25 protein-coding genes are annotated in these 24832 nt (G+C 67.5%); 9 read left to right on the top strand and 16 right to left on the bottom strand.

Annotation, left to right across the window (positions count from 1 at the left end):
* Window positions 1–9: 9 nt before the first annotated feature.
* The gene (locus ACV7GQ_RS03605) at window positions 10–1500 is read right to left on the bottom strand and encodes a replication factor C large subunit (RefSeq protein WP_470312190.1); all 1491 of its coding nucleotides are present in this window, start codon (window positions 1498–1500) and stop codon (window positions 10–12) included.
* Between the two features lie 102 nt (window positions 1501–1602).
* On the opposite strand from ACV7GQ_RS03605, the gene ACV7GQ_RS03600 reads away from it, so the two are divergent.
* Genes ACV7GQ_RS03600 through ACV7GQ_RS03590 form a run of 3 tightly spaced genes read left to right on the top strand, consistent with a single transcriptional unit; the run spans window position 1603 to window position 3558 of the window.
* Window positions 1603–2169 (top strand): DUF7978 family protein, encoded by a 567-nt coding sequence (locus ACV7GQ_RS03600; RefSeq protein WP_470312189.1) that lies wholly within the window; start codon window positions 1603–1605, stop codon window positions 2167–2169.
* A 39-nt stretch (window positions 2170–2208) separates the two neighbouring features.
* Window positions 2209–2796: a type IV pilin domain-containing protein gene (locus ACV7GQ_RS03595; protein ID WP_470312188.1), complete on the top strand. Its 588-nt coding sequence runs from the start codon at window positions 2209–2211 to the stop codon at window positions 2794–2796.
* Between the two features lie 54 nt (window positions 2797–2850).
* Window positions 2851–3558, top strand: a complete 708-nt coding sequence (locus tag ACV7GQ_RS03590; protein WP_470312187.1) for a helix-turn-helix domain-containing protein — start codon at window positions 2851–2853, stop codon at window positions 3556–3558.
* Window positions 3559–3576: 18 nt separating this feature from the next.
* Here ACV7GQ_RS03590 and ACV7GQ_RS03585 read toward each other — a convergent pair whose 3' ends face one another.
* The 4 genes from ACV7GQ_RS03585 to ACV7GQ_RS03570 all read right to left on the bottom strand — a co-directional run bounded on the left by ACV7GQ_RS03585 (window position 3577) and on the right by ACV7GQ_RS03570 (window position 10016).
* A complete protein-coding gene (locus ACV7GQ_RS03585; protein ID WP_470312186.1) occupies window positions 3577–4791 on the bottom strand; it encodes a ZIP family metal transporter in 1215 nt (404 codons plus the stop codon).
* Entirely contained in the window at window positions 4788–6041 is a 1254-nt protein-coding gene (locus tag ACV7GQ_RS03580; protein WP_470312185.1) for a multicopper oxidase domain-containing protein, read from the bottom strand. Before ACV7GQ_RS03580 ends, ACV7GQ_RS03585 begins: the two co-directional genes overlap by 4 nt.
* Before the next feature lie 355 nt (window positions 6042–6396).
* Window positions 6397–7734 carry a hydroxymethylglutaryl-CoA synthase gene (gene hmgB / locus ACV7GQ_RS03575; protein ID WP_470312184.1) on the bottom strand — a complete coding sequence of 446 codons (1338 nt, stop codon included), beginning with the start codon at window positions 7732–7734 and terminating at the stop codon, window positions 6397–6399.
* A 65-nt stretch (window positions 7735–7799) separates the two neighbouring features.
* Window positions 7800–10016, bottom strand: coding sequence for a hypothetical protein (locus ACV7GQ_RS03570; protein ID WP_470312183.1), 2217 nt, complete (start codon window positions 10014–10016; stop codon window positions 7800–7802).
* Between the two features lie 37 nt (window positions 10017–10053).
* Here ACV7GQ_RS03570 and ACV7GQ_RS03565 point away from each other — a divergent pair, with 37 nt between their 5' ends.
* Both ACV7GQ_RS03565 and ACV7GQ_RS03560 read left to right on the top strand, forming a co-directional pair.
* Complete coding sequence (locus tag ACV7GQ_RS03565) at window positions 10054–10386, top strand: hypothetical protein (RefSeq protein WP_470312182.1); 333 nt, start codon at window positions 10054–10056, stop codon at window positions 10384–10386.
* A 335-nt stretch (window positions 10387–10721) separates the two neighbouring features.
* Window positions 10722–10868, top strand: a complete 147-nt coding sequence (locus tag ACV7GQ_RS03560; protein WP_470312181.1) for a hypothetical protein — start codon at window positions 10722–10724, stop codon at window positions 10866–10868.
* A 74-nt stretch (window positions 10869–10942) separates the two neighbouring features.
* Here the strand turns inward: ACV7GQ_RS03560 and ACV7GQ_RS03555 are convergent, their stop codons facing one another.
* A complete protein-coding gene (locus tag ACV7GQ_RS03555) occupies window positions 10943–11527 on the bottom strand; it encodes a DUF2150 family protein (RefSeq protein WP_220618968.1) in 585 nt (194 codons plus the stop codon).
* A gap of 166 nt (window positions 11528–11693) precedes the next feature.
* Between ACV7GQ_RS03555 and ACV7GQ_RS03550 the strand changes: the two genes are divergently transcribed.
* Entirely contained in the window at window positions 11694–12002 is a 309-nt protein-coding gene (locus ACV7GQ_RS03550) for a hypothetical protein (protein WP_470312180.1), read from the top strand.
* On the opposite strand, the gene ACV7GQ_RS03545 is transcribed toward ACV7GQ_RS03550, so the two are convergent.
* Window positions 11999–13210, bottom strand: coding sequence for a mechanosensitive ion channel family protein (locus tag ACV7GQ_RS03545; protein ID WP_470312179.1), 1212 nt, complete (start codon window positions 13208–13210; stop codon window positions 11999–12001). The two genes, ACV7GQ_RS03550 and ACV7GQ_RS03545, sit on opposite strands and share 4 nt — an antisense overlap.
* A 106-nt stretch (window positions 13211–13316) precedes the next feature.
* On the bottom strand, window positions 13317–14225 hold the full coding sequence (gene pdxS, locus ACV7GQ_RS03540) for a pyridoxal 5'-phosphate synthase lyase subunit PdxS (protein WP_470312178.1): 909 nt from the start codon (window positions 14223–14225) through the stop codon (window positions 13317–13319).
* A gap of 117 nt (window positions 14226–14342) precedes the next feature.
* Between pdxS and ACV7GQ_RS03535 the strand changes: the two genes are divergently transcribed.
* Window positions 14343–15824 carry a sensor histidine kinase gene (locus ACV7GQ_RS03535; RefSeq protein WP_470312177.1) on the top strand — a complete coding sequence of 494 codons (1482 nt, stop codon included), beginning with the start codon at window positions 14343–14345 and terminating at the stop codon, window positions 15822–15824.
* A 57-nt stretch (window positions 15825–15881) separates the two neighbouring features.
* Window positions 15882–16661: a DUF1405 domain-containing protein gene (locus ACV7GQ_RS03530; RefSeq protein WP_470312176.1), complete on the top strand. Its 780-nt coding sequence runs from the start codon at window positions 15882–15884 to the stop codon at window positions 16659–16661.
* 5 nt (window positions 16662–16666) lie between these two features.
* Here ACV7GQ_RS03530 and ACV7GQ_RS03525 read toward each other — a convergent pair whose 3' ends face one another.
* The 8 genes from ACV7GQ_RS03525 to ACV7GQ_RS03490 form a co-directional block, all read right to left on the bottom strand.
* Window positions 16667–16843, bottom strand: coding sequence for a hypothetical protein (locus ACV7GQ_RS03525; protein ID WP_470312175.1), 177 nt, complete (start codon window positions 16841–16843; stop codon window positions 16667–16669).
* An 81-nt stretch (window positions 16844–16924) separates the two neighbouring features.
* On the bottom strand, window positions 16925–19642 hold the full coding sequence (locus tag ACV7GQ_RS03520) for a valine--tRNA ligase (RefSeq protein WP_470312174.1): 2718 nt from the start codon (window positions 19640–19642) through the stop codon (window positions 16925–16927).
* Window positions 19643–19879: 237 nt separating this feature from the next.
* A complete protein-coding gene (locus ACV7GQ_RS03515) occupies window positions 19880–20788 on the bottom strand; it encodes an HFX_2341 family transcriptional regulator (RefSeq protein WP_470312173.1) in 909 nt (302 codons plus the stop codon).
* A gap of 74 nt (window positions 20789–20862) precedes the next feature.
* Entirely contained in the window at window positions 20863–21261 is a 399-nt protein-coding gene (locus ACV7GQ_RS03510) for a YgaP family membrane protein (RefSeq protein ID WP_470312172.1), read from the bottom strand.
* Between the two features lie 60 nt (window positions 21262–21321).
* A complete protein-coding gene (locus ACV7GQ_RS03505; protein WP_470312171.1) occupies window positions 21322–21804 on the bottom strand; it encodes a peroxiredoxin family protein in 483 nt (160 codons plus the stop codon).
* A gap of 78 nt (window positions 21805–21882) precedes the next feature.
* Window positions 21883–23412, bottom strand: coding sequence for a sodium:solute symporter family protein (locus ACV7GQ_RS03500; protein ID WP_470312170.1), 1530 nt, complete (start codon window positions 23410–23412; stop codon window positions 21883–21885).
* 1 nt (window position 23413) lies between these two features.
* Window positions 23414–23623 (bottom strand): DUF3311 domain-containing protein, encoded by a 210-nt coding sequence (locus ACV7GQ_RS03495; protein ID WP_470312169.1) that lies wholly within the window; start codon window positions 23621–23623, stop codon window positions 23414–23416.
* 75 nt (window positions 23624–23698) lie between these two features.
* Window positions 23699–24043, bottom strand: coding sequence for a tRNA-binding protein (locus tag ACV7GQ_RS03490; protein ID WP_470312168.1), 345 nt, complete (start codon window positions 24041–24043; stop codon window positions 23699–23701).
* 52 nt (window positions 24044–24095) lie between these two features.
* On the opposite strand from ACV7GQ_RS03490, the gene ACV7GQ_RS03485 reads away from it, so the two are divergent.
* Window positions 24096–24809 (top strand): sugar phosphate isomerase/epimerase family protein, encoded by a 714-nt coding sequence (locus tag ACV7GQ_RS03485; RefSeq protein WP_470312167.1) that lies wholly within the window; start codon window positions 24096–24098, stop codon window positions 24807–24809.
* Window positions 24810–24832 lie beyond the last annotated feature (23 nt).

Below are 24832 nucleotides of genomic sequence, written 5' to 3'. Positions count from 1 at the left end.
GGTGAGTGTTCACATGAAGTCCGAGAGACCCGACTGCTGGTCGTCCTCGTCGGCGGACTCGCTGTCGGGCACCTCCTCGTCGTCCCCGGTCTCGCCCTCGTCGGCGACGCCACCGAGCGTCGCCTGCGAGTCGTCGTCGCCGTCGTCTTCGTCGGCCTCGTCGTCCGCACTCGCCTCGGCACCGCTGGCCGACCCGCCGGCGAACGCGCCCCCGGAGTGTTCGACGGCGGCCTCCTCCTGCAACCGTTCGGCGTCCTCGACGATGGACTGGACCTTGTTGGTGTCCTCGCCCGACCCCGTGACGAAGGCGACGTGTTCGGCCTCCATGTCGTAGGTGGCGGCCATCGCCACCGTCAGTTCGCGGTTCGTGCAGTGGTGGGTCATCGTCGCGAGGAACGGCATGATCTCGCGGCGAGCGGTCCGCATCGAGACGCCGTCGACGGCGGCTATCTGCTGGGCGACGTAGTCGCGGGTCTGGCGCGTCCCCTTCGAGCGCCCGAGTTTCGACCAGTAGGAGGGGGGCCCGTAGCGGGTCCACCCGCCCTTCGTACCGTCGCGGGCGGCGGCGACGCCGGCGGTCATGTTGTCGCCCGCGTAGCGCCAGAACGAGTAGTTCTGGGTCGCCCGCACCCGACCGAGCCATCGGTCGGCGTTCGAGAGGAACCCGTAGGCCCGCGCGAGTTCGGCGCCCTCGTAGTCCTTGGGCATGTTGTCCTCTATCCAGTTGATGAGGTCGTCGGGCGTCTCGTCGACGTCGTAACTGGCCTTCAGGGCCTCCTCGGCGGTGCCCTCCTTCAGCACGACGTCGAGGTACTCGAAGATGCCCTCGGAGGTGTCCCGTTCGCCGGAGACGTAGTCGTCGGCCTCGATGCGGTCGCGGCCCTCGGCGGTCGCCTGCAGGTCCTTGATGGCCCCGCGCAGGTCGCCGCTGTTCTGCTCGGCGATGTCCTCGACGACGGCGTCGGTGTACTCGATGCCCTCCTTCCGGCAGATGTCACGGAGGACGGGGACGATGGAGCGTTTCTGCACCGCGGAGAACTCGATGTCCTGACAGCTGTTGCGCAGCGAGTTGGACATCTCGTAGTACTCGTTGGCGATGAGTATCATCGGCTGGTTGGCCTCCTTCACGAGCGAGGAGATGGCCCGTGCGCCGCCACGGTCGGCGTTGCCGTGGATGTTGTCGGCCTCGTCCATGATGACCAGCCGACGGCCCGCGCCGCCGGCGGTCAGGGTCCCCGACTTGGCGGCCTCGCCGGCGACCCGTTCGATGACGTCCTTCGTGCGCGAGTCGCTGGCGTTGAGTTCGATGGTCGGCCAGCCCATGTCGTTGGCCAGCGCGTGTGCGGCGGAGGTCTTGCCCACCCCGGGCGTGCCGTGGAGGACGACCGCCTCGCGGTGGTTCTCCCACGTGTCGGCCCACTCCTTCAGGGCGTCGCGGGCCTTGTTGTTGCCCCGTACCTCCGAGAGCGTACTCGGGCGGTACTTCTCCGTCCAGTCCATTGGTTCGTGGTTGGTGCGACCGGCGTTTAGGGGTTGCGGACGTGCGCGACCCGACGAGCGGCCCGAAGACATTTATCGGCGGGAGGCCCCGTCTGACCCGCCATGAACGAAGACAGCCGTAGCTACGTCGCCGCCGCGGCGGCGGGTGCCGTCGCGTTCGTCCTCGCGTACGTACTGGTGTACGCCCTCAGCATCTCCGTGGTCAGAGACTCGATACTGACCGGCATCGCCGAGGCGTTCGGCGACGAGAACGCCGCCTGGAAGATCGTCGGCTGGGTGTTCTTCAACGCCCAGTTCGTCACGACGACCATCACCGTCGACGTGCCGCTGTTCGGTGGCACCGACGCGGTGAACTTCATCGCCGAGAGCGACGCGCTCTCGCCCGTGCTGTACCTGATTCCGCCGGCTCTCCTGACCGCCGCCGGCCTCGCGGCCGCCCGCGTCGACGGCGCGGTCGAGACGGCGCGTGCGCTCCGTGTCGGCCCGGCGGTCACGCTCGGCTACCTCCCGCTGGCGGTCGTCGGGGCGGTGCTGTTCGCCGTCAGGGTTGGCGAGGGGAGCGGCGGGTCGCCCGACCTCCTGACCGCCGTCGTCCTCGCCGGCGTCGTCTACCCCGTCGTCTTCGGGACGCTCGGGGCCGCCCTCGGGACGGTCCTCGGCGGCGACTGACGCGAACGTTTAGGTGGGAAGGCGTGACCACCGACGGCCGTGGCACGTCCAGCCCGGAGCCAGCCCGAAGACCAGCGGGCGGCCACGCCCGTCGTCGGGGTGGTGCTGCTCGTCGCGCTCGTCGTCGTCCTCGCCGCCTCGGTGACCGCCGCGACCGTCGGGTACGCACGCGAACTGCGTGACCCCGCACCGACCGTCGCGCAGTCCAGCGGCGAGTTCGAGCGGTACGCGGCCGGCGGGGGCCACTACACCGACCAGATAGTCCGCCTCACCCACCTCGCCGGCGACCCGTTGCGCGTCGCGGCCCTCGAACTGGTGGTCGACGCGGAGGACGCCTGCGGGAAGACGGGGCGTCTGGTGAACCTCCCGGCGACGGGCGACGACCTGCGGCCGACCGACGAGTACGTCCGCGGCGACGACGTCTTCGACAACGCCTACGACGCCGTCGAGGGCCCCATCGGGACGGGCGACGTCGACGACGACGGGACGTGGAGCGCCGGCGAGACGGCCCAGTTCCGGCTGGCGACCAGCGAGTGTGCCCTCGCCGACGGCGAGCGGTTCACCGTCCGGGTCGTCCACGCGCCGACGGGCGCCGTCGTCGTCGAAGAGTCGCTGACGGCGTCCTGATGGGCACCGTCGTTCCGGTACGTTTTTGTTCCAGTCCGATATTCTTGCTAACTAATGACACGCGGCGCGCGCGCCCAACTCGCCGAGAAGATAGCCGGCGAAGTGGCACTCAGCGACGACCCGGGGGCGACTCTGCGGAAGTGGCGTACCGACTTCGGCGTGGCACAGACGGCGTTGGCCGACCGGTTGGACGTCTCACCGTCGGTCGTCTCCGACTACGAGAGCGGGCGCCGGGACAACCCGGGTATCGCCGTCGTCCGGCGGCTCGTCGGTGCGCTCCTCGACATCGACGAGGAGCGGGGCGGCGACCACATCCGGCAGCACGCCCGCGTCCTCTCCTCGGGGTTCGACAGCGACGTCGTCCACGACCTGCGGGAGTACTCGGCCAACGTCGGCGTCGAGCGCGTGTACGACGCCATCGGCGCCGAGGAACTCCACCGCGGCGGGCAGGACACCGTCGCCGGTCACACCGTCATCAACTCTATCGCCGCCATCACGCGGCTCTCCTCCGACGAGTTCTACCAGCTGTACGGCCAGTCGACCAACCGGGCGCTCGTGTTCACGAACGTCACCCGCGGGGAGTCGCCGCTCGTGGCGATGCGGGTCGTCTCGCCGACGCCGAACGCCGTCGTCCTCCACGGGCTCGACAGCGACGACGTGTGGGACAAGGCGGCCGAGTTGGCGCGCATCGACGACTTCTCGCTGGCCGTCACGGACAGCGACCTGGAGGACGTACTGGACGGACTGCGGAGCCTCCCGTAACACCGGCGGCCGCGTCGCTCACAGCGTGACCAGCAGGTCCGTCCCGTACATCACCGCGAGGCCGGCGAGGAAGGCGAGGACGTTCGTCGGCATCCCGAGGGACCCGCGCCTGCGGACCATCGTCCCTATCTCCCAGTTCACCTGCAGGATGGCGCCGACGCCGATGGCGAGGAACAGCGCCCCCAGCGTCGGCGAGAAGGCGACGCTCCCTATCCACCCGCCGAGGACGACCGGCGCGCCGGCGACGAACCCCAGCGCGGCGAAGTGCCAGAGGGCCGGGCGCTCGCCGTCGGCGACGGGTGCGACCACCGCCGGCCCCTCCGTCACGTTGTGAATCATGAAGCCGACGACGAGGAACGCGCCCAGCGAGACGCGGCCCAGCGCCACCGAACTCCCGATGGCCAGTCCCTCGGCGAGGTTGTGCAGGCCGATAGAGAGCGCGACGAGGTAGGCGATTCCCAGCGGGTTCACGTCACCCGAGCCGTTCCACGCCGAGACGGCCTGTACGAGCAGGAGCGCCCCGAGGATGCCCAGCACGACGAGGAGGTCCCCCTCGAAGGCGCCGGGCACCTCGGCCGCCAACTCGAACGCCTCGAACCCGGCGTCGAACGCGAGGAACGCCAGCACGCCCACGGCGAACAGGAGGACGGCGTGCAGCGAGCGGTCGCTCATCTCCTGCAGCACCGGGAACCAGAGCATCCCCAGCGCGACGGGGACGACGCCGACGAACAGGCCGACGACGGCGAGCAAGCCCAGCAACTCGCCGGTCAGCCCCGGCGACACCTGCGGCGCCGTGATGGTGTGGGCGAACGTCGTCCCGTCGCTGAGGACGAGGCCGACGTGCAGGTCCCACCCGGGCGTCCAGTGGTACGGGACGACGACGCGCCCGCTCTCCATCGGCGCGAGGGTGTTCGTCGCCTCGCCGCCGGCGTACAGCGTGAAGTCCCAGTAGGCGTCGTTGACGAGCACCTGGTTGATTGTCACGGGGTTCGGTCCGTTGTTCGTCACGTGCAGGACGACGGTCTCGTCGTTCGGGAGCGACGTGTGCGTGACCGCGATGTCGGGCAGCGCGCCACCGGTCGCCAGTCCGGCGAAGGGGTTCAGGAGGACGAACCCGGCGACGACGACCGCGAGCAAGACGAGGGGAGCGACGGCACCGACCCACGTCGGGAGGCCGAAGGGCATCCCGCCGCGAGCGACGGTCGCGCCGCCGTCGGTGCGTTCGCGGGTCATGCCTGCACCTCGAAGAAACTCATCCAGCCCAGTTCGGCGAACTCCGACTGGTGGGCGTGGAACATGTACAACCCGGGTTCGTGGTCCGAGTAGTCCAGTTCGACGATGCCTCGCTGTGCCTGACACTGCATGACGGTGTCGACGGTCTTGTGGGTCGGTTTGAGCGTCGTCCCGTGGTCGTAGTAGTCGAAGAACTGCGAGTGGGTGTGGAAGGAGTTGACGAGGTCGAACTCGATGGCGTTGACGAGGTACACCCGCTGGCGCTGGTCGCGCCGAATCCGTATCGGGCGGACCGTCTCGCCGGCCTCCCACTCGCCGTTCTCGGCGTCGGTCGACCCCACGCCGTAGGCGAACGCCCGCGTGTTCGCGGCGTACACCTCGTTGTCGCCGTCGAAGTTGGTGTCGAAGCCGTTCATCACCATCACCATCTCGTCGACCTCGTCGGCGCGGTACTCGTGGTTGCGCAGTTCGGCCTCCGTGACCAGTTCGGCACGGAGGTCGTCGGTCATCGGCCCGTGGTAGTTGACGTACTCCCGGGGTTGCTCCCGGACCCGTTCGGGGTCGGGGTCGACGATCATCGCCCCGTAGAGGCCGCGGTGGATGTGCTCTTTCAGCGGCATCGAGTGGCAGTGGTACAAGTGACAGCCCGCCGGTTTCGCCTGCCACTCGTAGACGAAGCGCTCGCCCTGTTCGACGACGCCCGGCCCGTTCTGCGGAATCCCGTCCATCCGCGGGTTCACGTTCTTCAGGTGCGGGTGGATAGTGTGGGGGTGTTCCTGCCCGTTGGAGAACCGGATGCGGACGAGTTCTCCTTCGACGGCCCGCAGGGTGGGGCCGGGGACCTGCCCGTCGTAGGTCCACGCCGGGAACGTGACGCCCGGTGCGATTTCTATCTCCCGCAGCGACGCGTCCAGTTCGAACTCCCGGACCCGCTGTCCGCCCTCCGTCTTGACGGTCCCCGTCTCGAAGGTTCGGAGGAACTCGTGCGGGTCGAAGTCGGCGGACTGGAACTCGCCGACGACGCCGGCGCGACCGTGCGGCGACGCCCTGTCCTCCTGGTCTCCGGCCGCGCTGGCACCGCCGGCGAGGCCCACGGCGCTCGCGCCCGCGAGGCCGAGACCACCCAACACCGCACGACGGCTGACCGCCGCGTCGTCTTCGACCGCACTGACGAGTCTGTCCGTGAGCGACTCCGTGAGTGCCGCCGCGTCCCCGTGGTCGCCGGCCGGCAGTGGCCCGTCGTCGGACATCAGACCGCACCTCCCCCAGAACTCGCCCGTACCGAAAGGCCGGCTGGCGACACCTTGTTAGATGTTAGCATAGTCTAGATTAGACTAATCTAAAGTAAAAATGTGCCGGTGGTCAGAACAGGGTGCGCCACGGCTGAAGCCGTCAGTCCGGCGGCTCAAGCCGTTGGATTCCCATCAGCGTGTCTCTCGGTGAGTAGCCGACGGGGGGTCGAAGAAAGTACGTTCGCGTTCGTGGCCCCCGTATCGCGCGCCTCTCGTCAGCGTCCGCCGCCGCCCACGGTGGCCGTGTGGCTGCGGGATGTCTCGCCCCGTTCGTCGCTTCGATTCGGTGACCTTCGCTTCGCTCGGTGCCTCGCTACTCCACGTACCGGTACTTCCGTTCACCCATCCGGCCCCAGCCGTCGAAGACGAACTCGGACTCCGGCGCGGTGAACTCCTCGACGTCGGCCTCCGTGTCGTGGTTGTGGACGTCGTGGATCTGTTCGTACTCCTCGAAGGAGAGGTCGTACCGTTCGCGGTTCTGCTTGTCGATGTTCAACTGCGCGATCTCCTCCTCCCAGCCGGGGACGACGGTCTCGGCGTGGACCTCCGCCTGTGCGCCGGACCCGTACGAGGCGACCAGTAGCTGCTGCCCGTCCAGCTCTCGACCGTGTTCGCGGGCGTGTTTCAGCCCGGCGGCGCGGGCGATGTGGACCGACCCGGTGTACCAGTTGCCCACCTCGCGCGATATCTCCAGCGTCGGGTCGATGGTGTCGGCGTACCAGTCCTGATAGCGCTCCGTCTCGGTCAGCGCGTCGGTGTACTCCCGGATGGCGTCGCGGAACTCGTCGTCGGACTCGAAGTCCTCGCGCATCGGCTGGTGGCCGATCTCCTCGGCGACGAGCTCCTCGACGTCGGTGCCGCGGATGATGTGGCGGTACCCCAGCGCCGCGGCCTTCCGGACCATCCCGGGGAACGGCGTGTGGAACGGGATGAGCGGGTAGTCGTCGGGGTGGATGTCGCCGACCTGCGAGGCGAAGTCGTCAAGCGCCTCGCGCATCCGTGCGAGGTAGACGTTCACCGAGCGCTTCCCGTCGACGGAGGGGAACTGCTGGTTCGGTTTGAGGAAGTCCGTCTCGTCGGCGCTGCCGAACCCCTGTTCGGTGGAGAGTTCCACGAGACTCGGGTCCTCGTCGACGAGCATCGCGACGGCGCCGGCCCCCTGCGTCGCCTCGCCCGGGTCGTCGCGGGCGTACAGCGCCGTGTCCGTGGCGATGACGATGGCCGCGCGACCCCGGTTCCGGCCCGCGCGAATCCAGTTGTAGGCGTCGTCGAGGCTCTGCGTGCCCGAGATGCACGCGAACTTCCGCTCGCCCTTGTTCGCGTGGTGGAAGTCGCCGTCGTACACCTGTTCGAGACAGCCGGCGACGTACGTCGAGACCGGCTTGGAGTTGTCGAAGGAGGACTCCGTCGCCACGTCGATGCGGCCGATGTCAGCCGGCTCGAGCCCCTTGCGTTCCATCAGTCGGTGGGCGGCGTTGGCCGCCATCGTCACGATGTCCTCGTAGACGTCCGGGAACGAGGAGGCGTGCAGCCCCAGCCCCTTCGTGTACTTCCCCGGGTCGTCGCCCTGCGCCGGCGCGAACGTCTCGGCGAGGTCGAGTTTCAGCTTGCCTGTCCATATCTCCATCGCGTCGATACCGACTGCTGTCATAGCTGGAGGGTCGACGGGGGTGGATAAGTTACTGTCGACTGGTGTTTCGACGAATGTCGAACCGGTTATCTGGTCCCGGTGCTACTGTCTGCTGTCACGTCGTTTCCTGCCGTATCTTCTAAGACCGTCGTGTCACCGTTGTATTCGAGTTTCGTCAACCGGCCGCTGCCATCGAGGTAGACGATTTCCACCTCGGTATCGTCGTCGATGTCGAACGCGGCTATCGACGACTCTTGCGGGGATGCCCCGCTCAGTATCGTCTCGGTTGCTCCGGTTTCGTCGACCAGCACGATGTCCTGGTCACTGGTGACGACAGGGACTCGGGCGGTGCCATCACCGTCGAAGTCAGCGGGTGAGCCGACCCCGATGCCGTCGGCGGTACCGACAGCGCTATAGGTCGTGTCGATAACCGCGCCGTCATCATCGACATATTTCAGCGAGGATACACCGTTTCCACCCCAGTACGCGATCTCGGTGCTTCCGTCGCCATCGATGTCGGCTAGACCGGCTATTGCAATCGCGTCCGCGTTTGTGACATCGTTGCTATTGCCCGGCGTACCGCGTCGAATCTTCCCGTTGTCCCTGATGAAATAAACCTCGTCGTCACCGTCGGCGTCGAAGTCACCGACACCGATATTGGTGGGCTTGAGTTTCAGGTTGTTGTTGTTGGCAGAGATTTCCCTCGTCGTCTCTGAGTCGGTGACGTACAGGCCCGGTCTGTTCCCGGTCGCGTTGACGAACGGCACGTCGGCCTCGCCGTTGGAATCGAAGTCGACGACTTTGCTACCGACCGCAGAAGCCGACTGTGCGTAGGTCGTCAGTTCGCCTAGTCTGGAGTACGACGCTAACGTCCCGCCGTCGGTGAACGCGACCCCGGGCTGGGGCGTCCGGTCGAAGTACGTGTTCTCGCCGACGACGTTCCAGTCCGTCTCGGTATCGGTGTCACGCTTGAACACGCCGTCGCTCGTCCGATTCGCCACCCCACCTTTCCCCACGGCGACCGTCGTCCCGTTCGAGGTCGTCGGGGAGGTGCCGTTCTCGTAAGCGAACTCGTCGCGGAGGTCGCCGTTCGCGTCGACAAGTTTCAGTGCGTCACCGCTGTTGTCCAACGGCGTGTCCAACGAGTAGGCTCTGTCGTCGGCGATACCGCGTTCGGATTCGAAGGCGGCCTCGTCCTTGGCGAAGTATATTCGGCCGTTCAACGTCTTGCTGGGGAGCGAAGTCACGTCGCCCTCGTCGTCCTCAATGGTCCAACCCGTGGTGTCCACCGGGCTCCGGAAGTGCAGGGCCACGAACTCCCCATCGTCATCGGTGTCGAGCGCGGCAGGCGAGTCGGGGGACGGCGAGACCGACTGAATGAGCGTTCGGTCCCACAGCGTTAGCTGCGTTCGACCGGTTTGCTCCGAAAACGTCAGCGTGACCGTAGAATCATCCATCCGCGTGATGTTGTCCTGGTAGTCGCCGAACGACCCTTTGCTGTAACTCGGATTCGAGAGGTAGATCTCCGGGTTCAGGAGATTCGTCCCGTCGTAGGCCGTCGCATTGAATATTCGGTCCGCAGCCCGCCTGGTGAGAGACAGCGAGTTCTGATTCTGGTTATTCGGGGCATAGTAGGTGATGAAGACCTTCTTGGTGTTGTAACTGCCACTGGCCTTCTTTACGAGTTCCAACCGCACCGCATACTTGGTATCGCTCGATTCGTTGCTGAGTGTGAACCCAGTTACGAGACGGTCGCTCTGCGTGCTCGTTTCCGGCAGGATGACCCGCTGGCCCTGACTAAACCGTAGTTGGTCGGTGTACTGAATCTTCTTCCAGAGTCCGTTCTCGTCGGTGACGGTCTCGGAGTTGTCGCTGGTCGAGTACGTCGACTCGCCGCTTCCCCCCGCGCCCGTCGATGAACCCGCATTACCGCCATTCCCGTCTGTCGCTGCCGCTTTGACGTCGACGACGACCGTCACGTTCCGCTGGCCGCTTGCCGCGTAATCGCCACCGATACTATCGAGACTCGTCCGGACGCGGTAGGTACCCGCACTCGACGCGTTGAACCTGAACGCCACCCGCCCGTCGTCGCCCGTCGTGGCCGTCGTCCTCGCCAGCGCACCGGTCGCGTTGCTCGTCGCGTTGACCGACCGCCCAGAGACGGGATTGTTGTACCGGTCACGTGCCTCGACAACGACTTTCGTCGCTTCACCCGCAGTCGCCGACGTGCCGTTGGTCGTGACGTTCGTGAGGTAACTGACCTCCTCGCTCCGGACCCGTGTCCCGACACCGACTTTCGTCATCCGGAGGTCGTAGGTGCCGGGCTCCAGTAGAATGTCGATGCGGTACAGCCCGTTCCCGAGGTCCGTCGAGCTGATGTTGGCGACGTACTTGTCCGGACTCGCGTCGCCGTCGGCCTCGTCGTACTCCGAGTCGAGTAGCGCCTCCCACGTACTGTTGTCGAGCCGGGACCTGAACGAGAGGTTGATCCGACCGCCGGAGTTCTCCACGTCGATAGACCGCTCGGAGGTACTCACTGGCCGGACGTCGACGCTAGCGGTACCGGCGGAGGTGCGCGACAGCGACCCGTTCAGCGTCACGACCGTGATGTCGCGGCCGTCGACGAGTATCTGGCCTGACTTCGGCAGTGAGTCGGTCCGGAACTCGTTGTAGACGACTGTGTGCTCGTAGACGGTGGTGGGTGCGTTCGTGTAGAGGTTGTAGTTCGGTGCGTACACGATACCGCCAGTATTGTACTGCCTGAGTGAGCCGTCCCAGTAATCGTCTGCCTCACCAGTGGCGGTCGTGTTGTCGATGTCGAAAGTAACGTCGCTATCTGTCGTTCCGACCGTCCGTAATGCCCCTGTCGGTGGTCCGGGGTTGACCGCCACTGCTCGGCTCGGGTACTGTGTCCCGAGTGCTACAGAAATCGCCCTGGCGCTCGTCTCTCCCGTCGTCGATACCACGACGTTCCGCAACTCCTGCATCTGGGACTGCACCCGTTGGTTGTGGTCGAACTCGACGGCGCGATTCTGGTCGGGGACCACGAACGCCTGATAGGACGAGAAGGCGACGATGAGGACGGCGAACAACAGCACAGCCCCGATCTGCACCGACTGCCCTCGCTCGTCACCCACCAAATCCATGCAACGTAGTTACGTACTGGTAGGTAAAAACCTGTCCGCCGGCTCAACAGCCGAGTGCGGGACTGCGGCGTGACGGCTGCGGTTCAGTCTTCGTCTTCCTCTTCGACGACTTCGGGGTCGCTCATCGCGGTCTGGAGACTGTCCAGCCCGTTGACCCACTCGGAGACCAGCCCGTACTCCAGGTCCTCGGCGACGTCCATCGCCAGTTCGTCGCCGTCGATGATGCGCGTCCCGGCCTGCACACAGTAGCCCAGCGCCGCGTCCAGGTCCTCCTCGGCCTCGGCGTCGGCCGCGGCCCCGACGTAGTCGGCGACGGTCGCCTCGTCGGCCGGACCCTCGGCGACGTACTCCTCGGCGGCGTAGAAGACACAGACCAGCGATGTCTGGACGCCGTCGATGAGCATCAGCGTCTCCTCGTCGTCCATCTCGATGTCGTCGAGAACGATCTCTCTGACCCCGGCCAGCTCGTCGAGCGTCGTCTCTTCGTCAAGCGTACCGTCCTCGTAGTCGGTGAGTATCTTCGCGATGGCGATGGCGGCGTCGTCCTGCAGGTTCAACAGGAGGCGTGCCGAGTCCTCGTCTTCGGGGTCGACACCCTCCTCCTCGATGCGGTCGAGCCAGTTCTGCCAGCGTTCCTCGGTGTAATACTCCCCCGGCGGAGTGCTCATACCACTCCGTTCGTGCGCCCGGGGATAATAGCTTCGACAGGCGACGCCTACCGCCGTGTCGCCGTCAGACCACCCGGATGCAAGCGGATACTACTCGAAGGGTGGGGCGGCCGGTGGCACCCCTTGTTCTGGGGGATTTATACCTTCCCGAGCGCTATGTCACGACATGTCACAGCGGCGCTCGAGGGTCGACACGGCCACCCCCGGGGACCCGGCAGTCGTCGGTCGGCGGGCGACGCGGGCCGGACTGGCCCTCGCCGCGGCGACGCTGCCGCTGGTCGTGGGAACGGGCGCCGGAATGGTCGTCGACGCACCGACGCTGGCGGCCGGCGTCGACGCGGTGCTCGCGGCGGCGGACGCGCCGCTGGTCGGTGGGTACGGCCGTGCGTGGCTGTTCCACGCGAGCGCGCTCGGCCTGCTCGCCGGGAGCTGGCTGCTCGGGGCCGGGCTCGTGCTCGACGGGCTGTTCGACTAGTCCTCCGCCTCCGGGCCGACCGACCGGACGGCCTCTTCGACCTGTCCCTCGCCCCTGGTCTTGAGCGTCCGCTGGGGGAACGGGATGGAGATGTCCTCCTCGTCGAAGGCCGCCTTTATCTCCTGGACCACGGCCGAGATGGCGCGCCACTTGCGGGGCGGCGTCGGGTGGTCGATCCAGAACCGGAGTTCGAGGACGATGGCCGAGTCGCCGAAGGACTTCGGGATGACCTGCGGCGGCGGCGAGTCGACGATGTCGGCGACGCGGGCCATCGCGGCCTCCGCGGTGTCCATCGCCGCCTCCACGTCGGCGTCGTAGTCGATGCCCACGTCCAGGGTCAGCCGGAGCAGTCCCTTCTGGCTCCGGTTGGTGATGGCCTCGTTGCTGACCTGGTCGTTCGGGATGATGACGAACTCCCCGTCGAAGTTCTCCAGCCGGGTGTTGAAGATGGTGATGTTCGTGACGATGCCCTCCTGCTCGCCGACGACGACCCAGTCGCCGATGGTGAACGGCCGGGAGAACATGAGGACGAACCCGGCGATGAGCGACCCCAGCGTCTGGCGGGCCGCGAACCCGACGACGATGCCGAGGAACCCGGCCCCGACGAGGAGGCCGCCGATGTTGATGCCCCAGATGGCGAGGATGGTCGCCCCGGCGGTGACGAATATCGTCACCTGCCCGAGGCGGAGCAGTATCTCCTCCTGGTGCTCGGTGAAGTCGTCGAGCGCCAGGCTCAGGCGGTCGATGGTCCGCTGTAGCTGGTCCGAGAGGACGAACGCCACGGCCGTCAGCAACACCGTCTGGAGCGTCCGCAACAGCGTCGGGTCGTCGCTCTCGACGTACGGGCGCAGCGACCCGACGACGTCGACGAGGTCCCAGACGACGAGGAAGGAGACGACGACGAGCAACAGCAGCGTCACCTGGGCGGTCCGGAAGAGGATGCCGCGGAACGACGTCGGCGTGTACCGGGCCAGCCGGGTCAGCCACCCCGACTCCAGCTGGTCGACCGCGAGGGTCCGCAGGCGGTCGAGCAGCGCGGGCAGGACCACGACGCCGAAGACGAGGACGCCGAGGAGGATGGCCGTCGCGGCGAGTTGGCCCTCCGAGGACGCGAGCGCCTCGAGTGACTCCTGCAGCGCCTGCACGAGGTCGAGCAGCGTCTGGCTGGACCGGTCCGCGGCCGCCGTCGTGGTGTCCGTCGCCTGCACACCCCCATATCACCCCCGTAGTGACTTGTGTCTTCGTTTCCGGCCCCGAGAGCGAGGCTACACCGCTCTCTGGCGAGAGTGAGGACGGAGAAGGTGCGTCGCCCGCTCAGACGCCGCGGCCCTGGAGCTGCTCCTCCTCGGGCAGGTCGGCGTTCGCGTCGCCTTTCATCCCCTTGCCGACGTTCTTGCTGATCTCGGTGAGCCGCTCGGGGTCGTCCCAGTTGTTGACGGCCTCGACGATGGCGGTGCCCATCGCCTCGGGGTCCTCGGCGCCGAAGATACCCGAGCCGACGAAGATGCCGTCACAGCCGTGGTGCATCATCAGCGCGGCGTCGGCGGGCGTCGCGATGCCGCCGGCGGCGAAGTTGACCACCGGGAGCCGGCCCATGTCGGCCGTCTCGTGGACGAGGTCCGCGGGCGCCTCGTGTTCGCGGGCCCACTTCTCGCGTTCCTCGTAGCTCATGCCCTCGAGCTTGCGGATGGCGCCCTTGATGTTGCGCTGGTGGTGGACGGCCTGGTTCACGTCGCCGGTGCCGGCCTCGCCCTTCGTCCGGATCATCGCCGCGCCCTCGTCGATGCGGCGCAGCGCCTCCTGGAGGTTCCGGGCCCCACAGACGAACGGCGCGGTGAACTCCCGCTTGTCGATGTGGTAGCGGTCGTCGGCCGGCGTGAGCACCTCGCTCTCGTCGAGCATGTCGGCGCCCGCGGCCTCGAGAATCTCGGCCTCCTTCGTGTGGCCGATGCGGGCCTTGCCCATCACCGGGATGGACACCTCGTCGATGACCGCCTGCAGCGAGGCGGGGTCGGCCATCCGGGCGACGCCGCCGCGCTTGCGGATGTCCGCGGGGACGGCCTCGAGGTTCATCACCGCGACGGCACCGACGTCCTCGGCGATGCGGGCCTGTTCTGGCGTGACGACGTCCATGATGACGCCCCCCTTCTGCATCTTCGCGAACCCGCGCTTGACGAGGTCGGTACCGCGGCGGAGGTCCTCCAAATCGGTAGCTTCAGGCATTGAGGGTGGGTTGGGACTGGATTTACTTAACGCGTGTCCTTGGCGGGGACAGGAACCGACGCCGGCGGTCGCTTCCGTGCTAGTGGTATTTTATCCCCGGCAGACGATACATCGCCAATGAATCCGGAGTGGCCCCCGACCGACCGGACCGGACAGATACGGGTCCTCCACGTCGACGACAGCGCGGACTTCCTGGAGGTGGCGACGGCGCTGTTCGCTCGCCAGTCCGAGACGCTGGACGTCGTCCCCGTCGACGACCCGACGGCGGTGACCGAGCGACTCGCCGACGGCGACGTCGAGTGTATCGTGTCGGACTACGACATGGAGCCCGTCGACGGTCTCGAACTCCTGCGCGAGGTCCGGGAGACACACCCGGACGTGCCGTTCATCCTGTTCACCGGGAAGGGGAGCGAGGAGGTGGCGAGCGAGGCCATCTCCGCGGGCGTCACCGACTACGTCCAGAAGAGCGGGGACAGCGAGACGTTCGAGATGCTGGAGAACCGCATCGAGAACGCCGTCGACCACGCACGCACCGAGCGGCGGCTCGCCTACGAGAGCAGTCTGCTCGACACGATATTCGAGCAGATTCCCCACCACATGTACGTCAAGGACGAGGAGGGGCGTCACCTCCGGATGAGTCACGCACACGTCGACGACCCCGAGGCGGCCATCGGCAAGACGGACGCCGAACTGTATCCGGCGACTCACGCCGATGGTACCTACGCCGACGACATGTCGGTCATCGAGACGGGCGAACCGATCATCCACAAGGAGGAACAGACCATCGACGAGGTCGGCGAGACGTACAGCTTCGACCACCTGGACGACAACTACGAGCAAGACGTCGTCACCGACAAGGAACGGTACAACGAGTGGGCGCTCACCTCGAAGGTGCCGTGGCGCGACGAGGACGGCGACATCGTCGGTCTCATCGGCATCACGTTCGACATCAGCGACCGGAAACACTACGAGCAGTCCCTGGAGCGCCACACGGAGCGCCTCGAACAGTTCCTCGCCGAGGTCGCCCACGACATCCGGTCGCCGCTGCAGGTCGCGAGTTCGAACGTCGCGTTGCTCCGGGACACGGTCGACGACGACGACCGACTGGACGCTATCGAACGGAGCCACGACCGCATCGCCGCGCTGGCCGACGAGCTCGGGAGCTTCGCCAGACACGGCGACGTCGAACCGACGCCGGAACCCGTGGCCCTCTCCGACACCGTCACCGAAGCGTGGGCCAGCCACAGCACCGGCGAGGCGACGCTGTCGGTCGGCGACCTCCCGACCGTCGAGGCGGACCCGACCGAACTGAACCGCCTCGTCGACAACCTCGTCGACAACGCTATCGACCACGCCGGGGCCGACGTGACGGTGACCGTCGGCCCCCTCGACGACGGGGCGGGGTTCTTCGTCGCCGACGACGGTCCGGGCATCCCCGAGGACGAGCGCGATGGGGTGTTCAAGACGGGGTACACCACCGCCGTCGGGGGGACCGGCCTCGGGCTCGCCATCGTCGAGACCGTCGCGGACCGGCACGGGTGGACCGTCGACGTCACCGAGAGCGAGGCGGGCGGCGCGCGGTTCGAGGTCCGCGTCTGAGCGCGGGCGCCGGACCTGCCCGATAGCGTTTTCCCCGCCCCATCCCACAGCGGAGACATGGCCACGCAGGAGGGCGTCGGCGGGCGCATCGAGGCGATTGTCGCGCGGGTGTTCGACGGGCCGGTGCCCGCGACAGAGGGGTTGCCCCGGTACGTCGCGCCGCTCCCCGAGTGGCTCGAGAACGTCGGCCTGCGGCTGGCGTGGCCCATCGCGCTCGTCAACCTCGTCGGGACCCTCTTCGGGTTCTGGTACTACGCCGGGCGGCCGCTGAACCTCGCGCCGCCGCTCGTCGAGGGGCAACTGGGGGCCGCGCCGGTGCTGGCCTACCCACTCATCCCCGACTCGCCCGTGGCGACGCTGTTCATCGGCCTCTCGTTCGCCGCGTGGCGACTCGACTGGGACGTCGAGTGGTTACACATGCTCGCCTTCTTCGGCTGTATCAAACTCGGCCTGTGGACGCCGTTCGTCCAGCTGGTCGTCAACGGCCCGGGCGGCATCGCGGCGTGGCTCTACTGGTTCCTCATCCTCTCGCACCTGGCGATGGCCGTCGAGGCGTGCCTCATCCATCGCTACGCGAGCTTCTCCGTGCCGGCCGTCGCCGTCGCCGTGTTCTGGTACGGCTTCAACGACGTCGTCGACTACTTCGTGCCGGTGCTGGGCGGGCCCCACCACACGTGGCTCCGCGGCGAACCGCTGGTGGGCGCGTACACGTTCGACCACACCGTCCTCGCCCACGACCTCGCGGCCGGGTGGGCCGTCCTCCTGACCCTCGCCGCGACGTTCTGGGCGCTGTCGACGCGGGTCGAGAAACTGAAGCGCCGGTCGGCGACCGAGTGAGCGGCTCAGATGGTGAAGGAGTCGTCGGCGTCGCGCTCCTCTAGCACCCACTCCAGTTCCTCGATGGCGCGCAGAATCGCCACCTCCGCCTCGTCCTCCAGTTCGGAGGACGGCGGGTCGTGGCTGTCGTACTCGTCGCGGAGCGCCTCGATGCGGTCGCGTATCGCGGCCTCGTCCTGCATGCACGGACGTACCGTCCGGGCGACATTGACGCTACTGGTCTCGGCGAGACACGCGACGACGGCTGGCGAGACTGCGGTCGCTTACCGCACGACGACGACGGCGGTCTCCGTCTCGGTCATCTCGCCCTCGCCGGAGTAGGTCCGGGACTCCTCGATTTCGAACATCTCGGCGTCGAGTTCGAACTCGCCGCCGGCGACGACCAGCGTGTCGCCGTCTATCTCGTAGTCGCCCGACTCGATGGCGCTGTCGATGGCGCCCACGTCGCTGCCGAACTCCGGGCCGACGAGGGAGTAGTCGAGGTCGATGTCGCCGACCTCGGTGGTGATGTCCGGGGCGTCCTCGAACGTCTCGAGCGTCTCCACGTGCATCGCCTCGGCGATGGCGGCGGCGAACCCCTCGACGTGGCCGTACACCTCGACGTGTTCGAGGTCGGCGTTCAGCGGCAGGCCGTTCTCGGTCTTGTAGCGCCGGAGCGCGGAGACGACCTCCATCGCCGTCTCGCCCGCTTCGAGGTCGGCCTCGTAGCCGCCCGCGACGGGCCAGTCGGTCGTGTGGACCGACTCGGCCTCGTCGTAGACGCGATGCCAGAGCTCCTCGGTGATGTGGGGGAGGAACGGCGCGAACAGTTTGAGGAACGTGCGGTGGGCGGTCAGGAGCGTGTACTCCGTCGAGGCGTCGCCGCCGTCCGAGAGGCGCTGTTTGGCGATTTCGAGGTAGTCGTCACAGAACGTGTTCCAGAAGAACGACCGCAGTTCGTTGCGGGCCTTCGAGAACGCGTAGTCCTCGAACTTCGCGGTGACCGACTCGATTGTGGCGTCCAGTTCCGCCAGTAGCCAGCGGTCGACGGCCGAGAGGTCGGCCGCGTCGACGTCGCCGACCGCGTCGTGAGCGGGGGTCAACTGGTCGACGAGTCGGGATGCGTTCCAGAGTTTCTGGAGCAGGCGCTCGCCCGCTTCGAGGTCACCCTCCTTGTACGGGAAGTCGTCGCCGATGGAGGTCCCGGCGGCCCAGTAGCGGGCGGCGTCGACCGGGAAGTTCTCCAGCACCTCGCTGGGTGGGATGACGTTGCCCTTCGACTTCGACATCGCCTCGCGGTTCTCGTCCAGCACCATCCCGTTGACCATGACGTTCTCGAAGGGCACCTCGTCGGTGTGCTCGTAGCACTTGACGACGGTGTGGAACAGCCAGAAGGAGATGATGTCGTGGCCCTGCGGGCGGAGGTCGAACGGGTACAGCTCCGGCATCTCCATCTCGAACGTGCCGTCGGCGACGGACTGTGGGCCGTCCGCGTCGGCGTCGCCGTCCGCGGTCCAGTCCCAGCCCGCGTTCACGAGCGGCGTGAGCGAGGAGGTGGCCCACGTGTCGAAGACGTCCTCTTCGGGCGTGAACGTGTCGTGGCCACACTCCGGGCAGCCGTCGACCGGCGGGTCGTCCGAGAGCGGGTCGACGGGCAGTTGTTCGGGGTCGGCCAACACCGGCTCCCCGCACTCGTCGCAGTACCAGACCGGGATGGGGATGCCGGAGTCGCGCTGGCGGGAGATACACCAGTCCCACTCCAGCCCCTCTATCCAGTGCTGGTAGCGGCTGTACATCTTCTCCGGGAACCACTCCATGTCGCGGCCGGCCTGCAGGTACTCCTCTTTCTTGTCCAGCAGTTTGATGTACCACTGCTCGGTGACGAGGTACTCGACCTCGACGCCACAGCGCTCGTGGACCTGCACGGTGTGTTCGTGGTCACGCGATTCCAGCAGGTAGCCCTCGACGTCCAGGTCCTCGATGATGGCCGCGCGGGCCTGCGTCGTGCTCATCCCCTCGTAGTCGCCGGCCACCTCGGTCATCGTCGCCGACTCGTCGATGGCCAGGCGGAGGTCCAGGTCGTGGGCCTGGTACCACTCGATGTCGTTCTGGTCGCCGAACGTACAGCACATGACGAGGCCGCTGCCGGTCTCCATGTCGACGCGCTCGTCGGCGATGATGGGGACCTCCTGGCCGAACAGCGGGACCCGCGCGGTGCCGCCGACGAGGTGCTGGTTCGCGTCGTCGTCGGGGTGGACGAAGACCGAGACACAGGCCGGCAGGAGTTCCGGGCGCGTCGTCGAGATGGTGAACGTCTCGTCCTCGACGGGGCCGTCGCCGTCCTCGACGAGGTCGAAGGCGATGTCGTTGAACTTGGTGTGCTTGTCCTCGTCCTCCTGTTCGACCTGCGAGATGGCCGTCTCGCAGTCGGGACACCAGATGGTCGGCGCGCGCTGGCGGTACTCCCGACCCTGCTCGTAGAGGTCGAGGAAGGACAGTTGGGAGACCCGCTGGACCTCCGGCGCGATGGTCTTGTAGGTGTTGTCCCAGTCGACGGAGATGGCCAGCGACTGGACGTCCTCGGTGAACTCGTCCTCGTAGCGCGTACAGACCTCGCGGCACTTCTCCTGGAACTCGCGGCGCTCGAAGTCCTGGTGGCGGATGTCCAGTTCGCGCTCGGTCAGTCGCTCGGAGGCGATGCCGTTGTCGTCGTAACCGAACGGGAAGTAGACGGTGTCGTCGGCCATCCGGTGGTAGCGGGCGACGAAGTCCTGCAGGGTGAACTGGTAGAGGTGGCCCATGTGGAGGTTGCCCGACACCGTCGGCGGCGGCGTGTCGATGGTGAAGCGGGTGTCGGCGTCGCCGTCGTAGGCGTAGGTGTCCTCGGTCACCCAGTGGTCCTGCCACTTGGGCTCTATCTCGCGGGGGTCGTACTCCCCGTCGATGCTCTCGGACTGGTCGGATGGCGATTCCTCGGTCGGTGGGTCCTGTGTGTCACTCATGTCTGAACTGCGGCGTGTCGGTCGAAAACGGTGCGGGCGTCGAGGTGTGGGGTTAGTGGGGCGTGGGGGCCCCTACTACGACGGGTACGAGAACGGCTCCGGAGACTGCTCGACGCGCCATTACGTGTATGTGGGCCAACCGGGGGCTAAACGACTTCGGTTTGCTGACGGTGGCACAGTGGCCGAGCGGGGGGCTCGGAGCGAGGCGGGTCGGTCCCGACACGGTCGTCGCGGTCCCTATGGCAGTTCGTGCGGACGCTCGTCGGCCGAGTGCGCGCGGACCCACAGGTCGCCGATGCGGGAGAGGCGGGTGCGGTAGGACTTCCCGTGTTCCTCCTGCTCGATGTATCCCTTGCCGCCGGGGCCGAGTCGGTCGACGTTGTAGATGACCTTCGAGCGGAACGAGTCGGTGTACTCCTCGCCCAAATCGCGGGCCAGTTCCTGGGCCAGTTCGGAGACGGACTCGAACTCGCCGTGTTCGCCCAGCGTGAAGAGGATGACCTCCTCGAAGGGCTTGACGTTCGAGAACGACGCGACCGGGAGTTCGACGATGTGCGAGCCGTCTATCTCCTTGGCGCCGATGGTGGTGCCGCGCTCGTCGAACTCGTCTAAGAGGTCCAGCGCGGAGGCCAGTCGCTCGTCGACCCGGTCGTCGACGCCTTCGCCTTCGCGGAGGTCCTGCAGGAGGTCGACCTGCCGGCGCAGTTCCTCGGCGAGCTCCGTCTCCAGGTACTTCTCGGGGACGGTGTAGTAGGTGTGGATGCGGTCCCGGTCGCCCTCGCGTTCGACCATGATGGAGTGGGCGGCGGTGGCGAAGGCGAAGGAGACGGTCCGGGGCATCGCGGAGACGTTGACCCACACCTCGCCCCCGGCGTCGAGTTCGGCGTTGATGAGTTCGAACGCCTGCTCGAAGGCCTCGTCGTAGTCGTAGACGTCGGCGACGACGACCCGTTCCGTCTCGGCGCCCAGCAGGTTGCTGTAGTCTTTCTCCAGCTTCTCGGCGAGGTTGCGCGAGTACTCGACGTTGGCCTCGGAGCCGACGGCGCCCTCCAGCAGGATGACGCGGTCCACGTCGAGTTGCTCGCGCACCAGTGGCGCGATGAGCCGGTCGTAGTCGAAGCCGACCGGGACGATGTGGGTCTGCATACCCCAACTCCCGTCACGGACGGTTATAAAAACCTGCAGAGTCCCGCCGCGTCGGCGACGGGGCGTCCGACCAGTTACTTACAGGCGTCGTGGACCGTCTCGCCGTCCTCGTTCGGGCTTCGGGACTCGCCGACGACGATGGGTTCGCCGCAGGCGGCACAGGTCAGCGACGCGCCGGCGGTCGCGCTCTCCGTCGCCGAGTCGGTCGTCTCGTCGTCGGTCGATACCACTGCCGTGTCGTCGTCGGCCTCGTCCTCGGCGACGCCGACCGACGTGTCGATGTCGAGGACGTCGTTGACGCCGCAGTACTTCGTGCTCGCGTTGAAGCCGAAGACGAGCGCACCGGCACCGGCCAGCAGGCCCCGCATGCGCTTGCCGTTCCGGAACGAGCGGATCGCGGCGATGGTGAGGACCACTGCGAGGGCTGCACGGGCGAGTCTGTCGCGGCCGCCGACGTTCTCTGAAACGTCCATGTCGGAGCGTCGGCCCGGACGCCCTTGTAGGTTCACGTCTCGGCCACGGCGGCCTCCACCTCACTCGCCGAACGGGTCCTCGTAGCCGTTCCGGATGAAGTACCGCACCCAGTTGCCGTAGGTCCGGTCGCCGGGGTGGTCGGCGACCTGCTCGTACCGGACCGTCCCCGACTCGTCGACGACGTAGGTGGCGGCGATGCCGGTGAGACCGTGACTGGTCTCCTCGGTGCCGCTGTACTGCTCCGCGACCTCGCCGTCGGGGTCGGCGAGCAGTTGGATGTCGAGGTCGTAGCGGTCCCGCATCTCCGTCACGGGACCGATGGGGTCGGTGACGACCGGCAGGATGTCGACGCCGTCGTTGAACCAGAGGTCGTAGGAGACCTCGCTGAACGTCTGGAGCTGTTCGGCGCAGAAACTGCACCAGTGGCCGCGGTTGACGAGGACGACCGCCGGGCCGTCGCCGAGGTGGTCCGAGAGTGAGACCGCTTCGCCACTGGTACTCTGGAGTGTGAAATCGGGCGCTTGCGACTGTTCCAGCGTCATGCACCCGGCGTTGGCCGCATCGACTGATAACGGTCGCCCGGTCGTGCGCCCGGTCGGCACACGCGGAGTCGCCGGGCGTCAGTCCGCGTCGACGCCGTCGACCCGGTAGACCGCCGGGTCCTCCTCCGGCGCGGTCGAGGTGACCAGCGAGACGCCGACCGTCAGGACCAGTCCGAGCAGGATACCGACGACGCCGGGCGTCCAGCCCATGTACGCGGTCGGGAGCGCGACGGTGGCGCCGACGAGGCCGGCGAGCGTCTCGACGACGGGGAAGACGTGCAGGACGTAGAACACCTGCGTCCCGCCGATGCCGGCGTACATCCCGTAGCGGGTGGTGCCCTGCCAGTACAGCGCCAGCGCGACGGGCACCGTCAGCTGGGCGAACCCGCTGAAGGCGGTGTCGCCTATCTGGACGAGCGTCCCCGGCGTGTAGAGGCTGGCGACGAACGACAGCGTCGCGAAGACGACGACGCCGAGGCGGGCGACGAGCGCCTCGCGGGCGTCCTCGGCGGCCGCCTCGCCCGCGCCGAAGACGCGCTTCAGCGGGCGGTAGACGTCCCGTGTGAGGTACGAGGACCCCGAGAGGAGCATCGAGTCGCTGGATGACATCATCGCGGCCATCGCGCCGGCGATGACCAGCGCCGCGAACCACGTCGGCGTGTACTGGGCCAGCAGCGCCGGGACGACGTTGCTCCCCTCCGGCACCGTCACGCCGAGGCCGGCGGCCCACGCGCCGAGCATGAACGCCGGGACGAACAGCAGGAGGACGAGGACGGGCCACAGCGCGAACGTCCGCTTCAGCACCGTCTTCGACCCGGCGGCGAAGAACCGCTGGTTTATCTGGGGAAACATCGTCACGCCGAAGGCGATGCTGATGGCCGTCGAGAGCATCCACTGCGGGGAGTAGAGCCCGCCGCCCAGCGCGAGGAACTCGGGGTTCGTCTCGGCGAGGGCCGCGGTGGCCTCGCCCGCGCCGCCGACGGCGGTCAGAATCCACGCGACGGCGACCCAGACCAGCGAGAGCATGAACAGGCCCTGCAAGGTGTCCGTCCACGCGACGCCGCGCATCCCGGAGACGGCGACGTAGGCGATCATGAACAGCGTGATGCCGCCCGCGCCGACCCAGAACGGCACCGCGCCCTCGGTCAGGCCGACGATGGCCTGCCCGGCGCCCTTCTGCTGGAGCATCACGTACGGGAACAGCCAGACGAGGCTGACGCCGGCGACGAGGACCCGGAGCGGCGTCGAACCGAACCGGTCGCCCAGCATCTCCCCCAGCGTGACGTAGCCGTGGCGCTTGCCGACCAGCCACTGCTTGTACCCCAGCACGTACCAGAGGACGGCGAAGATGATGCCGTCCATCAGCCCCATCACCAGAATCCACTCGGGGCCGGCGGCGAAGGCGAGGTTCGGCCCACCGAAGAAGGTGAAGGCCGAGAGCAGGGTCGCGAACGTCGTAAAGAGGAGGACGACGGTCCCCAGCGTCCGACTCGCGAGGTAGTAGTCCTCGGCGCTCCGGTCGGTCAGGCGATAGGCGACGACGCCCACCGCCAGCGCGACGACCATGTACGCGCCGACGATACCCAGCTGGAGTGCGGTGTCGGCCATCTCAGTGCACCCCCTCGACGCCGAGGCCCCAGTCGGTCCTGGCGAAGACGGCGAAGACGACGCTCGCCAGCACCATCCAGCCCACGTGCCACCAGAGCCACACCGGCAGACCGAACGCGACACCCGCACTGTCCCAGAGGAACCACGGGACGGCCAGCGCCATCAGGACGACGGCGACGACTGTCCAGCCGACGGTTCGCACGACGCTCATATTGACGAACGGTAGACACTGGCGATACTAATGGGTATCGAACCTTCACAGCGAAGTTATGAAGAATTTCTCTCTTCAGTACACGCGGGTCCCCGGGTCGACGTCGCGCTCGGTCGTCAGGTGGACCACGCCGTCGTCGCCGTCGACGCCGGTGACCAGACACTCGCTCTCGAACCCGGCGATGGAAACGGTCCCGAGGTTGACGACGGCGACGACCTGTGCGCCCAGCAGGTCCTCGTGGTCGTAGCAGTCGGTGAGGCCCGCCGCCGACTGCAGGGTCTCCTCGCCGAAGTCCACCTCGAGTTTGTAGACGTCCTTTCGCGCCTCGGGGAAGTCCGCCACGTCGACGACTTCGCCGACGCGCATCTCCACGTCCTCGAGGAACCGTGCCGGGTCGATGCTCGCTTCGCTGAATCCCATGGGACCGTATTGTGGGGCCGGTTATATGACAGTCGCGCCGCCAGAGGGAGGTATGCACACGGCAGTCCAGTTGTGGACGCTCCGGAACCTCGACGCCTCGACGCCGGCGCTACTCGACCGGGTCGCCGCCGCCGGATACGACGGCGTCGAGTTCGCCGGTATCGAGGACCCGCCGGAGACCGCCCGAGCGATGGACGAGGTGGGACTGGTGGCGGCCGGCGCTCACGTCGGCGCCGACGAACTCAGGGCGGACCCGGCCGGCGTCGCCGCCGAACTCGACACGCTCGGCGTCCCGTACGTCGTCGTCCCGTATCTCGACACGGACCACTTCGCCGACGCGGCGACGGTGGCCGAGACCGCCGCGATGCTGGACGACCTCGCGGCCCAGTTCGACAGACCGCTCCTCTACCACAACCACGACCACGAGTTCGTCCCCGTGGGGACCGAGACGGCGTTCGACCGCCTCGCCGCGGAGACGGCCGTCGGGTTCGAACTCGACGTGGGGTGGGCGGAGGCGGCCGGCCGCGACCCGGCGGCGCTCCTCTCGGAGCTCGCCGGCCGCGTGCCGGTCGTCCACGTCAAGGACGTGACCGCCGCGGGGGAACCCACCGAACTCGGCGCGGGCGTCGTCGACCTGCCAGGGGTCGTCGAGGCCGCCCGCGACGCCGGGACCGAGTGGTTGGTCTTCGAACACGACGACCCCGCGGACCCGACAGCCTCGATGGAGAACGGTATCGACGTCCTAGAGGGCGTACTGGCGCGGTGACCGCCGTCACTGCGTGGGACTAA

The sequence above is a fragment of the Haloarcula sp. MBLA0163 genome (assembly GCF_055632435.1).
Note: the sequence above shows the minus strand (reverse complement) of the source record. Positions and strands in the feature narration are given on the sequence as shown.